The 14,382-nt window shown below is 42.9% G+C and carries 15 protein-coding genes; 8 read left to right on the top strand and 7 right to left on the bottom strand.

Annotation, left to right across the window (positions count from 1 at the left end; all coding sequences use genetic code 11):
- Positions 1-225: 225 nt before the first annotated feature.
- Entirely contained in the window at positions 226-3,417 is a 3,192-nt protein-coding gene (locus tag Q0852_RS01580; RefSeq protein ID WP_299013198.1) for an ImpA family metalloprotease, read from the top strand.
- A gap of 97 nt (positions 3,418-3,514) precedes the next feature.
- On the opposite strand, the gene Q0852_RS01585 is transcribed toward Q0852_RS01580, so the two are convergent.
- Together Q0852_RS01585 and Q0852_RS01590 are read right to left on the bottom strand one after the other, a co-directional pair.
- Positions 3,515-3,937 (bottom strand): DUF3859 domain-containing protein, encoded by a 423-nt coding sequence (locus tag Q0852_RS01585; protein WP_299013199.1) that lies wholly within the window; start codon positions 3,935-3,937, stop codon positions 3,515-3,517.
- 130 nt (positions 3,938-4,067) lie between these two features.
- Positions 4,068-4,490 carry an Hsp20/alpha crystallin family protein gene (locus tag Q0852_RS01590; RefSeq protein WP_299013200.1) on the bottom strand — a complete coding sequence of 141 codons (423 nt, stop codon included), beginning with the start codon at positions 4,488-4,490 and terminating at the stop codon, positions 4,068-4,070.
- Between the two features lie 234 nt (positions 4,491-4,724).
- Between Q0852_RS01590 and Q0852_RS01595 the strand changes: the two genes are divergently transcribed.
- Positions 4,725-5,861 carry an ethylbenzene dehydrogenase-related protein gene (locus Q0852_RS01595; protein WP_299013202.1) on the top strand — a complete coding sequence of 379 codons (1,137 nt, stop codon included), beginning with the start codon at positions 4,725-4,727 and terminating at the stop codon, positions 5,859-5,861.
- A gap of 44 nt (positions 5,862-5,905) precedes the next feature.
- Here the strand turns inward: Q0852_RS01595 and Q0852_RS01600 are convergent, their stop codons facing one another.
- A complete protein-coding gene (locus tag Q0852_RS01600) occupies positions 5,906-6,058 on the bottom strand; it encodes a hypothetical protein (protein ID WP_299013204.1) in 153 nt (50 codons plus the stop codon).
- A gap of 207 nt (positions 6,059-6,265) precedes the next feature.
- On the opposite strand from Q0852_RS01600, the gene Q0852_RS01605 reads away from it, so the two are divergent.
- Positions 6,266-7,057, top strand: coding sequence for a Mut7-C RNAse domain-containing protein (locus Q0852_RS01605; RefSeq protein WP_299013205.1), 792 nt, complete (start codon positions 6,266-6,268; stop codon positions 7,055-7,057).
- A 38-nt stretch (positions 7,058-7,095) separates the two neighbouring features.
- Here Q0852_RS01605 and Q0852_RS01610 read toward each other — a convergent pair whose 3' ends face one another.
- Positions 7,096-8,202: a M20/M25/M40 family metallo-hydrolase gene (locus Q0852_RS01610; protein ID WP_299013207.1), complete on the bottom strand. Its 1,107-nt coding sequence runs from the start codon at positions 8,200-8,202 to the stop codon at positions 7,096-7,098.
- A 223-nt stretch (positions 8,203-8,425) separates the two neighbouring features.
- Here Q0852_RS01610 and Q0852_RS01615 point away from each other — a divergent pair, with 223 nt between their 5' ends.
- On the top strand, positions 8,426-9,187 hold the full coding sequence (locus Q0852_RS01615) for a VIT1/CCC1 transporter family protein (RefSeq protein WP_299013208.1): 762 nt from the start codon (positions 8,426-8,428) through the stop codon (positions 9,185-9,187).
- 92 nt (positions 9,188-9,279) lie between these two features.
- Positions 9,280-9,942, top strand: coding sequence for a site-specific DNA-methyltransferase (locus tag Q0852_RS01620; RefSeq protein ID WP_299013209.1), 663 nt, complete (start codon positions 9,280-9,282; stop codon positions 9,940-9,942).
- A gap of 102 nt (positions 9,943-10,044) precedes the next feature.
- On the opposite strand, the gene Q0852_RS01625 is transcribed toward Q0852_RS01620, so the two are convergent.
- Positions 10,045-10,329 (bottom strand): hypothetical protein, encoded by a 285-nt coding sequence (locus Q0852_RS01625; protein ID WP_299013211.1) that lies wholly within the window; start codon positions 10,327-10,329, stop codon positions 10,045-10,047.
- 82 nt (positions 10,330-10,411) lie between these two features.
- A complete protein-coding gene (locus tag Q0852_RS01630; RefSeq protein WP_299013213.1) occupies positions 10,412-10,582 on the bottom strand; it encodes a DUF1737 domain-containing protein in 171 nt (56 codons plus the stop codon).
- 286 nt (positions 10,583-10,868) lie between these two features.
- On the opposite strand from Q0852_RS01630, the gene Q0852_RS01635 reads away from it, so the two are divergent.
- A complete protein-coding gene (locus Q0852_RS01635; protein ID WP_299013214.1) occupies positions 10,869-11,081 on the top strand; it encodes a hypothetical protein in 213 nt (70 codons plus the stop codon).
- 103 nt (positions 11,082-11,184) lie between these two features.
- On the opposite strand, the gene Q0852_RS01640 is transcribed toward Q0852_RS01635, so the two are convergent.
- Complete coding sequence (locus Q0852_RS01640) at positions 11,185-11,535, bottom strand: hypothetical protein (protein WP_299013216.1); 351 nt, start codon at positions 11,533-11,535, stop codon at positions 11,185-11,187.
- A gap of 251 nt (positions 11,536-11,786) precedes the next feature.
- Between Q0852_RS01640 and Q0852_RS01645 the strand changes: the two genes are divergently transcribed.
- Positions 11,787-12,041, top strand: a complete 255-nt coding sequence (locus tag Q0852_RS01645) for a hypothetical protein (RefSeq protein WP_299013217.1) — start codon at positions 11,787-11,789, stop codon at positions 12,039-12,041.
- Positions 12,042-12,473: 432 nt separating this feature from the next.
- Positions 12,474-14,372 (top strand): alpha-amylase family glycosyl hydrolase, encoded by a 1,899-nt coding sequence (locus Q0852_RS01650; RefSeq protein ID WP_299013437.1) that lies wholly within the window; start codon positions 12,474-12,476, stop codon positions 14,370-14,372.
- Positions 14,373-14,382: the final 10 nt, after the last annotated feature.

The raw sequence follows: 14,382 nt of genomic DNA on the forward strand, positions 1-14,382 counted from the left end.
AAATTTTTATAGCTTTATTTTATGTTTAGCCCGCTTGCTTGTGAATTACTGACGATTGCCTTAGATAGTCAGTGACTTAAGTTCGTTTCTTTGAATGGGGGGATTGTTAACCCCTGTCCTGATGTCGCACAAACGCTTTGACTCCTTTTTATATGTGCTGTATCAAACAGCCTGATTGCATTTTTTTGCTCAATAAAGAATAACAATATATTGAAGAGGTAATTGATGAGGCATATTCCGTCTTATCAGCGCGCTGTGACTTTGGGGATAGCAAGTCTTCTGGTTGCATGTAATAGCGGTGGCGATAGCAGCTCAACGACATATCAGTTAACGTCGCAAGTAAGTGGTAGCGGAGAAATTTCGCCTTCCAACCAATCTGTGCAGCAGGGTAAGAACCATACATTTACAGTTACTCCTGATGCCGGATTTCAAATTCAATCCGTGACAGGCTGTAACGGGAAATTAAACGGTAATAAATATACGACAGGTGCAATCTCTGACGATTGCAGTATCAGTGCGGCTTTCATTACTAACGTTCAGGCTGCAATTGAGCGTGAAGATCATACGCTTGCTTCAGCTCATGAGCTGATTCAGTTTAGTCAGGGGAAAATCACAGAAATTAAAGCTCAGAGAAAGGCTTTGATTGATACTTTGTATCAGGGGGTAGGTACATCGATATCATGGGATCCAGGCCATCAGAGTGTAACGCTGTCTTCATCCATGCCTGAGAATACACATTTGGTTCTACGTTCTAATCAGGCATTCAAGAAGCCGACTGAGCCGTCATCTCACGGGTTAGTTTATGCTGGCCAGCAAGATGATTACCGTTATGCTGCGATGGCTGCCAACATGTTTTCGGTAGATACTAATCCTGCGACGGATCAGTTCCTGAAAAATACCATTAATTGGCTGATAAAGAATGATGATGCTACTCATCAATTGAAGTTGGTATCCTCGCATGTTCAAGATGGTTATTGGTCGCCGCACAATGTAAAGATGCGCGAATGGCTAGATAAGTACTATCCAAACCAATATTCCATGAATCAGGCAAATAGTTGTGATTACGAGACGTTGTCTACCTGTATAGATGAGCTTAAACCTGATTTAATCGTATTGGGTGATGATGATGATGAACGTGGCTATGCGCCGCTGAAAGCCGCAATTGATAAAGCGAGAGCCTTAAAAATCCCTATTTTGGTTATGAATTATGGCTATGAAGGTAGTCCAATGCATGCGCCGCTTTACCAGTTTATGGGGTTGGATTGGAAGATAAATTACTGGAGCCAGCATATTGCCAAGGATTTACCAGTAACGTCATTAAAAGATGAAAATTCTACATTTCAGGCTGTTGAGGAACTATTAGCACGTTTAGATGCCGGTCAGTTTGATGTTACAGCGTTAGAACAATGCGATACGAATTATATTTGGTGTGAAGACTCTGCTTTTATGGATGCCTTCAAGCGAGCTGCTGATTGGTATCGTCAGATGGCTGTTTGGCTAGATAGCCATAATATAGACGCATTTGCTGCTAACAATCATTCACTGGCTAAAGCTGGCTTGTTGTTGGCTGATAAGTACCGCTCTACGATTGATTACCCCATTGAACATACTGAGCCGGCAGCATGGCAGCAGGCCATGTTTGCAGACTGGGTTGTGAGTTATGCGCGTAAGAATAACCTTGCTCAGCCTGATTTGGGTGTGCACGTCCTTGACCGTTCACAGGTACTCAAGGGAAGTAATGCGCACTATAGCTATCCGGCAACAGTGCAGGAAACTCGAACGATTAGTGTGCCTTATTCAGACCAGTGGACAACAACTGGATGGTATGCGCTGCCTGGGCAAATGGTGACAGTGACCCGAACTGATAATAGTGAAGTGAAGCTGGAAATTAAGCTTAATTATCATCGTAGTAACACCAACCGTGCCTATAAAACGAAAATTTACCGTGGCCCATTAGAGGTGGAGCAGCAACGAATATCAGTTGATGCAGGGGAAACCATCTCGTTTTCGACGCCATATGGCGGTCCTATTTATGCCTATCTGGAAGGAAATGCTCAGCCGGTTCAGGTATCACTATCGGTGAAAGGTGTAGCAAAGCATCCGGCGATTATGGATTTCAGTGATCCGGCTGAAATCACTCGTTTTAATCAGGCAATTGAAAGCACTGAATTGCCTCATGTTGATTTGCGTACGGATGGAGCTGAACAGCACTTACGCCGAGATCGTTTCTTGGGGGCGATAGGTAGTGAGATCCCGACGGTCAATGCATTGCTGAAATCGATTGAAGAAGATCATATAAACAGTGTGTATACCCTTGCCGGTTATAAAATTCAGGGAAAAACACTGGAAGAGTCGCTACCTGCTGATGTGAAAACAATTTGTGGTAAGTTGTTTACCAATAAAGATTGTTTCGATACGTCGCTGCATCAACGTACCATTATTCAGCACGCCAACTATGATCAGAATGCTCACTGTGGCAGTGGTTGTAGTGGAAATCCTTGGGATGCTTCCTGGGTGATATCGCCAACAGGGTGGGGGGATAATCACGAGTTGGGCCATAATCTGCAAACGAATCGTCTTAATGTGCAGTATGTCGAAGCCGCAGATGTTGATGACTGGACTAAATATAGCTCTCGCGCCGGGGAAAATTCGAATAATATTTTCCCGTATTACGTGAAATGGAAGTCTCATTATGTGCGAGATGGCAACACAACGACCATTACTGATGGTCATATGAACAATAAGGATTTGTTTTATGTATTTATGTCTGATGCTGCACAGGTAAAAAACAGTGCCGACCAGCGTGTTGTGCTCAAGAGTAAATGTAGAGTGATGGAGGACGGTGCGACCGATCGCTATACAGCGCCATGGAAGAGCAATGCCTATGCGGTTCATAATGGCTATCGTATGTCTTTCTATATTCAAATGGCATTACGTCTTGATAAGAAAGCGATGGTGACAGGCGATAATCTAGACAATGGTTTCCATGCTTTCACTTTGCTTTATCAGCACAGCCGCATTTTCCATGAGTATGCAAGTAATGAAGCTGAGTGGCTGGAGAACCGGGACAGGCTTGGCTTCAGTGGCTTCCCATATTCAGGTCACGCAGTGTATGGTGGAGAAAATGTTCGTTCGATACCAGGAAATGATTTTATGCTGGTATCTTTAAGTGTGCTGACCAATCAGGATTGGCGTCCGTATTTTGATATGTTCGGCTTGCGCTATTCTAGTTTGGCATCGGCTCAGGTTGGTTTGAATGCTAAAGGTGGCGTTGTTGACACAGGTATGTATGTACTTGAGGATGATTTACCTCCGGCATCAATGGGCACAGGACTCAATTTTCTGCCTCTGTCATTGAACGATGGGACTACGCAATGGCCGCGCGATAATTCAACGCCTGTTAATTGCTCGTTATAAGCAGAAATAAATCAGTTTAGATTTGTTTTCGAAAATGAAAACGGCACCAAGAATGGTGCCGTTTTTGTATTTCTCTATAAGGAAACCTTAATAAGGCTTAATATCCTCGGCGTTTCCAAAATTCAGCCTCGTCACGGGAATAGACTTTGAATGTTTTTTCGGCAATTATTTTGCCGTGCATTTCAATGGTCATTCGCCAATTACCGATTTTGTTTGAAATTGGCTCCCAAATGGTGTCGCCAAGATAAAAGTCCCAATCATTAGTGCGGACGTGGAGTTCGCCATCAAAAGGTTCCATTATCTCACCGGAATCATCAGTGATGTTCGGATGGTAGATACAGTAGCGGATTTTTTCACCGCGGGCTTTTTTGATATTTACCGTAAAGCCAAATTCAATGTCGATTTCTGCAGGAACATCAGTAGTGAAGTTTTTAATCTTCGGCAGATGTTTTGATTCAGCGTCCCATGTAGTGTGAATACCATAGGTTTCGATACTAACAAAAGGTTTTGATTTAGCCATATGAAAGGGAACAGTTAAGTGTATTGGGATATGGGAAAAGTATACCTTAAGTAAGATAACAAAGATAAAAAGGCTGATTTTAAATCAGCCTTGATGGTTACAGCGTAACACTAGGTATGGTGGTAATTCGCTATTTTATTTCAATTTGCTTACTGGCTGGTGGTGTTGGTTCGGCTTTGGGAACTTCTACCCTTAGAACACCATCAGTAAATGAAGCATGAATATCATCTTGCTTCAGGTTATGGCCAAGGTAAAAGTTGCGCATTAGTTTACCTTCATATCGCTCCTTGCGAAGAACCCGATCGCCTTCTTTATGTTCTTCACTTTTTGACGTCGAAGCTTCAATAGAAAGGTTACCGTTGTTAATTTGCACCGTTATGTCTTCTTTTTTTACGCCTGGAAGATCAGCCGTGATCTGATAACAGTTTTCTTTCTCGATAATATCAATCCTTGGGGATAGTGTTTCAATATCGAAAGTATGCCTTAAAGCTGGAAATGCGTTTTCAAACATCTGATTAAAATCAAACCATGAATCGCGTGGGATCAAGCTCATATTTACCTCCTGTCAGATACGCTTTAAGTCCAGTAAAAGTGTAGTTAACTCTTGCTTTTTATGTGGTTAATTTTTCACCTTTTTGATTTTCCGCAATGTTATAGGGTGTGTCGTCAGCTGTTGTTGCGAATAGGAGAGAAAATATCACAGAGGTTGCACTATATTTATACTCACGCGACCTCACGATGCTCCTGTGGGTATTTAAGAGGGTAGTTATGCGGATGGAGAAGAAAGATGAGCAAGCACCAAGTTTTTACGGTGAAGCCCGTATTCATCGCTATCGGCTTTATGACATCGTTGCCGGCTATCGCTGAAATTCCTTTGATCAGTTTCAGAACCCAACAGGCAATTGAGCTTGATGGCGTTGCAGAAGATGCCTGGATAAAAGCGGCGCCATTACGGTTGGTATTGGATAAAACGCCTTATAAACCAAATCAATATGATGGCATTTTCAAGACTAATTACTCGATTCGTTCTCTTTATGATGATGATTATGTGTATTTTTTTGTCCAATGGGAGGATCCAACCAAAAGTGTTGAACGCTTTCCCTGGGAAAAACAACAAGACAATACATGGAAGCGTTTAATGAATAAGGATCAAACCGGCCACGAAAATACTTATTATGAAGATAAGACAAGTATCTTCTGGAATATTAAGGCTGAAGGTTTTGGGATCCAAGGGTGTGATATAGCCTGTCATATGGTGGATGCAGAAGGCAAAGTTGCAGATATTGAAAATCAATATCCCGGTCGGAAATTTACCCGGATAGCTGAAGAAACCATTGATATGTGGCATTGGAAGGCGGTTCGAACCGGGCTGACAGATCAGTTTGATGATCAGTATGTTGATTCGAATATTGACCCCATTGCGAATAAAAATTGGGGCCGTAAAAATGATCAGCAAACCGGAGGCGGATATCGTGACAATATAACTGATGACAAGTTAGGCCCGGCGAAAGGGACAAAGTTATGGAATGACATTGATAGCTATGCTTTGCGTGTGGAAGATCAGGTCGCTTTTCTGGATATATTCAAACCCGGCAATCGCTTATCGTCGGTATTGGTAGAACCCTTTACTGGCTCCCGTGGAGATATTAGTGCCAAAGCTATTTGGGATAGTGGCATGTGGACAATTGAGTTTAAGCGAAAGCGTGTTACAACAGGTGAAAATGCCAAGATTGAAGACATTCAATTTGATGATTTAAGTAAAGAATATCTCTTTGGTGTGGCAGTGTTTGATAACTCTCAGATCAATCACTTGTACACTGAGCAAGTTCAAACCATGGTTTTTGAGCAACCTCGGGAGTCAGAACTTGAGACAGAGAGTAAGGAAAGTTCTGAGAAAACAGAGAACCCAGTCAGGACAGACTAGTGCTGTTTTTGCTCCGGCGACATTCCGCCGCCGGAGTCGGCTTGTTATTGCTCGTTTTCTTTATCGGAAGAAGACCCTCGTGCAATATTTTCTTGTTTGCTTTCGCGCAACTCCTTTTCCTCAGTTTGTTTTTCAACTAAGTTGTCAGTTGTCTCTTCTGGTTTGTGAGAAAAGATGTTTTTTAGCCAATCGAACATAGTCCAACCTTAGTGTTATGGGTTACGGTATTAACACTCTATAATAAGCTTAGTCGGTTATAGGGGGATGTCTGTACAATCTGAGATATCGGGCTGTTGCAGTTTGTATTTTAAGGGTTTACTCCCGTCATTCTAACTCTTTTGCTGATTTACTTGTTTCAGCTAGGGTAATTGTTAGGGATTTGATTTGGATTGAAGAGTCAGCCGATGAAGGACGATCAGCATGCGCCAATTCTTCGTACTGCCTACTTTCGTTTTTACGAAGAACTTAATGATTTCTTGCCTCCAGAACAGCGCAAAGTGGTTTTTTCTTATGCTTTTAATGGCAAGCCGGCGATTAAAGATACGATTGAAGCTATCGGTGTACCTCATACAGAAATTGATTTGATTCTAGTTGATGGGGAGTCGGTTGGTTTTGATTTTAACCTTTGCGGGGGCGAACATATTTCGGTTTATCCTGTGATTGAAGCGTTGGATATTTCATCGGTTATCCACTTACGCGCGGCACCGTTGCGGGATATAAAATTTGTTGTCGATGTGAATTTGGGGAAGTTAGCTCAGAAACTACGCTTACTTGGCTTTGACACCTTATATAGAAATGATTTTACCGATAATGAAATTGTCGATTTGTCACTGCGGGAGAAGCGGATAATCTTAACTCGTGATCGCGGTATTTTTAAATACAGCAATGTCACACATGGTTATTGGGTCCGTAATCACAACACTAAGAAGCAATTGGCTGAGGTCGTTGAGCGTTTACAGTTAGAGCAGAACTTTCGTCCGTTTACCCGTTGTTCCCATTGCAATCAAATCTTGCAACCAATTGATAAAGAAAAGCTTAATACTCATGATGTTGAGCAGGTTCCTAAAGAGGTGCTGCAATTTTTTGAGCGTTTCTGGGAGTGCCAAGGGTGTAAAAAAGTATACTGGCAAGGTTCACATTATGATCGTATTGGAAAATGGATTTGTCAGCTGAAAAGGCGTATTCCTGCAGAATAAGAAACCGAGGCAAAACCCTCGGTTTCTTTTAGTCAGACTTACTTAGTCAGGTAGGTATATAGGAATTCAGTAACACCTACCATGTCAGCAATCTTGATGTACTCTTCGGTAGTGTGAACTTTTGCCATACCGGTAGAAACATTGACGGTTTTAAGGCCTTTTCCGTTGAAGATGTTGGCATCACTACCACCACCCGTCGATTTGGTTTGAGGCTCAACACCGTTGTCGGTAAACGCGGCTTTAACGTTTTCGATGAACGGATCAGCATCATCAATGCGGTAGGCGTTGTAAGCGCGAGTTGATTTGATATCGATTTTAGCACCGTGCTTAGCCGCAACCACTTCAAATGTGCTCACCATGTGCTCAACTTGAGCAGCCAGCTTATCGTCATCCAGAGAGCGCGCTTCAGCTTCAAGGTACAGCTCCGGCATTACAATGTTTGTTGCCTGGCCACCTTTAACAACACCGATGTTAGCCGTTGTTTCATTGTCGATACGGGAAAGGTTCATCTGGCTGATTGCATCTGCTGCTACCGTTAGGGCATTGATGCCTTCTTCCGGAGCCAAGCCTGCATGGGCTGGTTTGCCGGTAATGTTAACTTTCAGGTTTTGCTGACCCGGTGCAACTGTAATGATGGTGCCGATATCGCCACCGGAATCCAGGACAATAGCGTTTTGCGATTTGACATAAGACATGTCGAAATGCTGCGAGCCATGTAGTCCACCTTCTTCATGAACGGTGAAAGCAAGTTCGATTGTTTTGTGAGGAAGATTTTGAGCTTGAATGCAACGAACTGCTTCCATAATGGCTGCAATGCCTGACTTGTCATCACCGCCTAGGATAGTGTCACCTTTTGAACTGATAATACCGCCATTGATTACAGGTTCGATATCATTGCCAGGTGTAACGGTATCCATATGACAGCTTAGTAGAATGCTGCCTTCAAGTTGGCCTGGAAGCTTGGCGTAGATGTTAAAACCGTTTGAGATATCTTCAGGAACAGGTAGTTTCGCAACTTCAAAACCAATCTGACCTAATTGCTCTGCAAGGGCTTCGGCTATTGCTTTTTCATTTCGTGATTCGCTGTTGATTTTGATCAGCTCAATAAAATGTTGGATTAATCTATCTTCGTTGATTATGGTCATAATTATCTTTATCTGTCGGAATGAAGAAAAACCACTTTACCGAAAAATCTCATAGTTTTATGTGAATAGGTCAATAAATTAGCTGATTTAATGGCAAAAAGTAGAGTTACTGTTTGGCTTTTCCTTTATCGATAAAATAAACAACTGCATTTAAGTCTAACATTAGAGTATTGAATTGCTTTGTGAGTCTTTATTGTTAACCATGAATAATGGAGTCTGCCGTATGAAAAAGGTAAAGATTGACGAGCTCCATCGAGACCATCAACCAGATGCTATTCGGCAACGGTTACAGCAGGCACCTAAATCACAAAATATTTCTGATGCTGTATTAGGCGGTATCGATGGTTGTGTTACTACTTTTGCAGTTGTCTCTGGTGCTGTTGGAGCCGGGTTTCCTGCCGGGGTTGCTTTGGTTTTAGGTTTTGCGAACCTGATAGCGGATGGCTTTAGTATGGCCATCAGTAATTACGAATCTAACAAAGCGCAGCAGGAATATGCTGATAGTGTCCGCCAGATGGAAGAACTGCACATTGATACTGTTCCTGACGGGGAGCGCGAAGAAATTCGGCAGATTTTCCGTCAAAAGGGTTTTGACGGGGATATTCTTGAGGAAATCGTTGCAACGCTGACAGATGATAAGACGTTATGGGTTGATACCATGCTGACAGAAGAGCACGGTATTCATAGAACAGTAGCCAACCCATGGTGCTCTGCTGGCGTGACATTTGCTGCTTTTGTCGTGATAGGTACCATTCCCTTATTGCCGTTTCTCTCTACATCATTGTTCATGTCACAGCAGTTTGTTATCAGCGCTGGCCTTGCCGGTGTAATGTTTTTTCTTATCGGCGCACTGAAAAGTATGGTTTTCGGTCAACCTGCTTTTTTATCGGGTCTACGGACTCTACTGACTGGGGGAACGGCGGCAGGGCTGGCATACCTGACAGGTTATATTCTACGCGAAATGGCTGGGGTTGCCGGAATCTAATCACTTTCCTTATCTCGTGACTTTCCATTTCTAGTCAGATTTGATACAACTCACAGCCCATGTTGCTTGGTTCATTCTTTTTTAGGTTATAAATGCAGCTATATAAACAAGATGCCGTAGAGTGGTTGTCGACACTGCCTGCAGGAAGTGTTGATTTGTTGATCACCGATCCGCCTTATGAATCTCTGGAAAAGCACCGAGCGGTTGGTACAACAACCCGCCTGAAAAACAGTAAAGGCTCAAGTAACCAATGGTTTTCAATTTTCCCTAATGAGCGTTTCGAAACCTTGTTAGAACAGGTATACCGAGTATTAAAGAACAATAGCCATTTTTACCTGTTCTGTGACCAAGAGACCATGTTCTATATTAAGCCGATTGCCGAGCAGGTGGGTTTTAAGTTTTGGAAACCTATTGTCTGGGATAAAGTCGCGATTGGCATGGGGTATCACTACCGTGCAAGATATGAATTCATTTTGTTCTTTGAGAAGGGCAAGAGAAAGCTGAACAATCTCGGTATCCCTGATGTATTGGCTGAAAAGCGGGTTTATCGAGGCTACCCGACAGAGAAGCCAGTTGCGCTGCTGGAAACCTTAATTGAACAAAGTAGTTCGGCAGGAGAAGTGGTGGCAGACCCATTCTTTGGTTCAGGCTCTACCATGGTTGCGGCGAGTAATTTGGGTCGAGTGCCATATGGCAATGATATCTCTGATAGCGCCCATGACTATCTTCAGCAGCGCATGGTGCAGACTGCCTGATATTTGTACGGTTATTGTGTGATTTTCCTGTGCGATTATCTGATTACTTACCACGACTGGTTTTACTTGTTCGGGGTACAGTGAGCTTACAGGGTACGTTGCTTAGTTGTCGCGCTGGGTATCAGTCTTGATTAGGTGAAGAATTGCCAAATCGTGCCCGACAGCAAAGGTTGAGTTCCAGACATTAAGCAGTTTGCTTACCGGAGTCGGTGCTTGTTCTGCTAAATTGTTCAGGATCTTATCGGCATCAATAAGGGGAAAGCCGTCGATTGCGCAGATATCTTGTTCTTCAGACCATGCACCTAAGGCGGTTTGCTCATCACTTGCTTCTACCTGCGACATATACGTCGCACCGTCATACTCCAGTATCAGGGTATAAATCGCCATAGGTAACCTCATGAAAGGTGGACTGCAACACGCTATGTATAATCGTCATATTGGTTATATAGCTTTTGCAGTCCAGATTAAATTAGTCATCTTTCATCATCGACTGGGTATACCAGCATGTTATTTCCCCATCAGAACTGATTAAGTTAACAACAATTTCACCGTAGAGTTTCCAGCCTTCATCAAGAAGGGCATTGATTTTATTTTCAAATTCAAATTCATGTTTATCGCAGACAATCTTGTATTTCATCATTTGTCTCCTGCTGGTGTGACGTAAAAACACAGGTACATAACCTGGCTACTGAGTTGATGCGCATGACAAGTGTCAAACGACTGCATAGTAAATAATAGTTAGAAATTAGCAGGCTGTGTTTGGTTGGATGTAATTCTTGGCAAGCAAGATAAGAAAATTATCGAAGATAACCCGTATTCTCACAGTTTGATGGTTGATATTTCTTTATAGTGTCTGTGAATATAAATTAAATGCTACTTGTTGAGCATGTTAAGAACGTTAAGTTCGAACTACAAAGGAGGTACCGGTGAAAGAGGTTGTTATACTTTTAGTTACCGCAGTACTGGCTTGGGCATTAAGGAGTGCTATCGGGTTTGAGTATAATTTATTCTCATGGCCGTTTGATGTAGTCAAAGCACTGGTTAGCCTGGGTTTGTTTTTTGTTATTTACCTAGCCGTTAGCTGGATAGTCGATCGGATTATTGTCTTTGAGCAAACAGCTCAGCAGACGAAGCCTTAACGTTTATAAAATTGGTTTGTTAATTATGAAAAATGCCAGTTGTTAACTGGCATTTTGCTTGAAATTAGCCACAGAGGAGGAAGATTAACCTCTGAGCTGTTGCTCATTTTCTCTTTGGTTGCTGGTACGTGCGACCAGCGGCTTGGTAAACATCTTTCTGTTTAATTTCAAACATATCAAAGAAGAACCAGGCAACAAATTTGATGACGTCATCTCCGTCATTCATGATCCACTCAGCATATTCTTGCTCTTCGCCTTCATCATTTTCTTGTATTGATACATGATAAATGCGCTTTTCACCGTCGATTTCAGCCAGTTTGAATTGGCCAGTCAAAGACTCTGCGGCCTCGACTACTTCTTGTTCTTCACAAGCTTTTAGTGCTTCAAGAACCAGAGGAAGGCTGTCTTTTTCACAAAGAGATTTTACTAGGGTTTCGAATTGATCTTGCTGCATTTTTTATAACCTAAAATTTCAATGGCATTATTGTAACAGTGAGAAGCCAATTTGAAAAAACAGCTTTTGATATTTTTCCTTTTGTATCGTGAATACGTAACGGTAAGCAGATCAGGTTAAAGACATTGTTTTCATAGCATTGTGTATTGAGACTCCCATTTTATTTACTTTTTAATGCTATTTCGGTGTCATCTAGTTTTGGTTTAGGAGCCCGGCTTTATGGACTATCGCTATTAGGAAACAGTTTTTCTGTGACTGGCGGAATGATTATGATTCCGTTTATGTTTGGTATCGGGTTGATATTTTTCAATGGAAAGAATTTTCTGGGTTGGTTGTTAACAGTCGGCGCCTTATCTGCGCTAGTGTTTGGTGTGATTTCAAGTATTCGCTTTAGTTTTAATACGATGACGGCATTTGAACTGATTATGATCTTGGTATTATCGTTCGGTGGGCTTGGGTTATTTTTACGCTCATTGAAGGCGATAGATAGCCGCTATCCGGATTGATAACGAAATTGTGGATGCCTTCACGAATTTGTATAACTTTGGTTTATAAGCTAAACATCTTCGACTTGAGTAACAGTTTGTTTGAGAGATAAATGTTAGCGATTTGGGAAAAATAGTTTCAGCATCTCATTTTGTAGTTTCCTGGCATTTATCATCAGGCAAAATGAACTGATAAACCCTGCTGTATGTTCTCCGCCCCCAGTCTACGCCGGCTAGGCTGTCGATGGGGGATGGTCTCATCGGTTTTAAAGTAATTAATAATCGCGATGTACCTGATAAAAATATAAATCAAGGAGACCATCGTGAACACAAGGAATCTTAAATCCTGCCTTGCCTTGCCTTGCCTTAGCTATTGCTGCCTCACTTTCGGCCTGCGGTAGTTCTGGCTCTTTACCTTCTGCGGAAACACCTGCTTATGCCTGTGATGCAGCTATGACTGCGCAGGCTGATGATTTACGTATTTATCAGATTATGGTTGAGAGCTTTGTTAATGGTGATGATGCCATTGGCCATGGTACCGGCTACGGTACAAGTCACCATAAAGGTGACTTACAGGGTGTGATTGACTCTCTGGATTACATCCAGTCATTGGGGATAAATGCAATCTGGCTGACACCGATTTTTGATTCCGTTCCTGTGGAAGGTCAAGATCACTGGGCAGACCGTTTAGATGCAACCGGCTACTTCACCAGTAACTACTTTGCGATTGATCCACGTTTTGGTTCGATGGATAAAGCTCGCGAGCTGGTGGAGAAGGCACATGAAAAAGGACTTTATGTTTTCTTTGATGGTGTATTCGGCCACCATAAAGGTAATGTAGTGCCTTCACCTCAGGGACATTTGCCTGTGGGTGAAAACAACCCGGTAAGTTATCCGGAAAGTTTGGAGTTCTACAAAGAAGTCGCTACGTACTGGATTAAAGAGCTAAAGATTGATGGCTGGCGTCTGGATCAGGCGTATCAGGTGCCGACTGACGCTTGGAAAGAGCTGCGAAAGAGTGTTGATGAAGCCTCTAAGTCTGTCACTTACACCAATGCCAAAGGTGAAACAGTGAACCCGATGGGTTATATGGTGGCAGAGATTTGGAATAACCAAAATTACATCAATGAAACTGGTTATGGCCCACAAGGTGATCCGGCGTTGTGTTCTGCTTTTGATTTCCCGATGCGTTACCGTGTTGTAGAAACATTTGCGGCTAACGAGAACGCTGTTGGTGGTAAAGGCGGTGAGTGGCTGGCAGAAGGGATGGATTTACATAAGTTGTATCCGGATCATGCCAAACCAAACCTGATGTTGGGTAACCATGACCTAGTAAGACTAGGGGATCTGCTTCAACGAGGTGGGATTGCTTCACCACAGGATGCTGAATACTGGCTACGTAATAAAGCAGCTATTTCATTCCTCGCTGCTTATACCGGACCGATTACCATGTATTACGGTGAAGAAATTGGTGATCAGGTAGAAAAGTATGCCGCGAAGGTAGAGCAGGACTGTGCAGTTCAAGGTTTGTGTGATGACCATGTGGCTCGTTCACACGCTAAAATTGACGGCATGACGGTGTCACTTGATAGGCGTCAGGCAGGGTTTCTGGATTATGTTTCAAAGCTAATGACGCTTCGAGCGGGTCATCCTGCATTATCAAGTGGTAAGCGTACTAATGTGATGGCAACGGATGCGATTTATGTTGATCACAAACAAGCGGACAATGAAGCGCTGCTGTATATGGTCAGCACGACGTCAAGAGCTGATATCATTCCGTTAGATGGTGCTGATATTGGTTCTGAAGGCGTGTTAGTTGATTTGATGTCCGGTAATAAATTCAAAATGCAGGACGGCAAATACTACATTCCGATGACAGCGTTTGAAGCTCGCTTCCTGAAAATTGAAACACCGTCGGCCGCAGGAGTGAAAGTGAAAGAAGCTGCTGCGGTTTCTCTGGCCGGGGAAGGTTTCATGGCTCAGTGTGACAATCCGACCGTTGAAGGCGTAGGTCCGGTAAACGAAACCTTGTATGTTGTCGGTGACTTCGCTGATTCCGGCTGGAAGCATAAGCCAGCCCGAGCTTTCGAATATAAAGGCAGCAATGTCTATCAGGTAGTGAAAGAAGAAAAAGCCGGCGCTTACCGAATGCAATATGCTAGTAAAGACTGGTCGTCTCAGTTCACAGCTGACGGCCTGTCGCTGAAACCGGGTGAAAAAGGGAAGTTAGCACGTGGTGGTTACGGCAAAGATACCGCAGTAACCATTCCTGAAGCCGGGCGTTATGTCTGGAGTCTGGAGTTCAGTGCAGACGGCAAGCCACAGCAGATTATGGTTTCGAAATGCCAGTAAAACCATAACA

Source organism: uncultured Photobacterium sp., assembly GCF_947502415.1.
Classification (GTDB): domain Bacteria; phylum Pseudomonadota; class Gammaproteobacteria; order Enterobacterales; family Vibrionaceae; genus Photobacterium.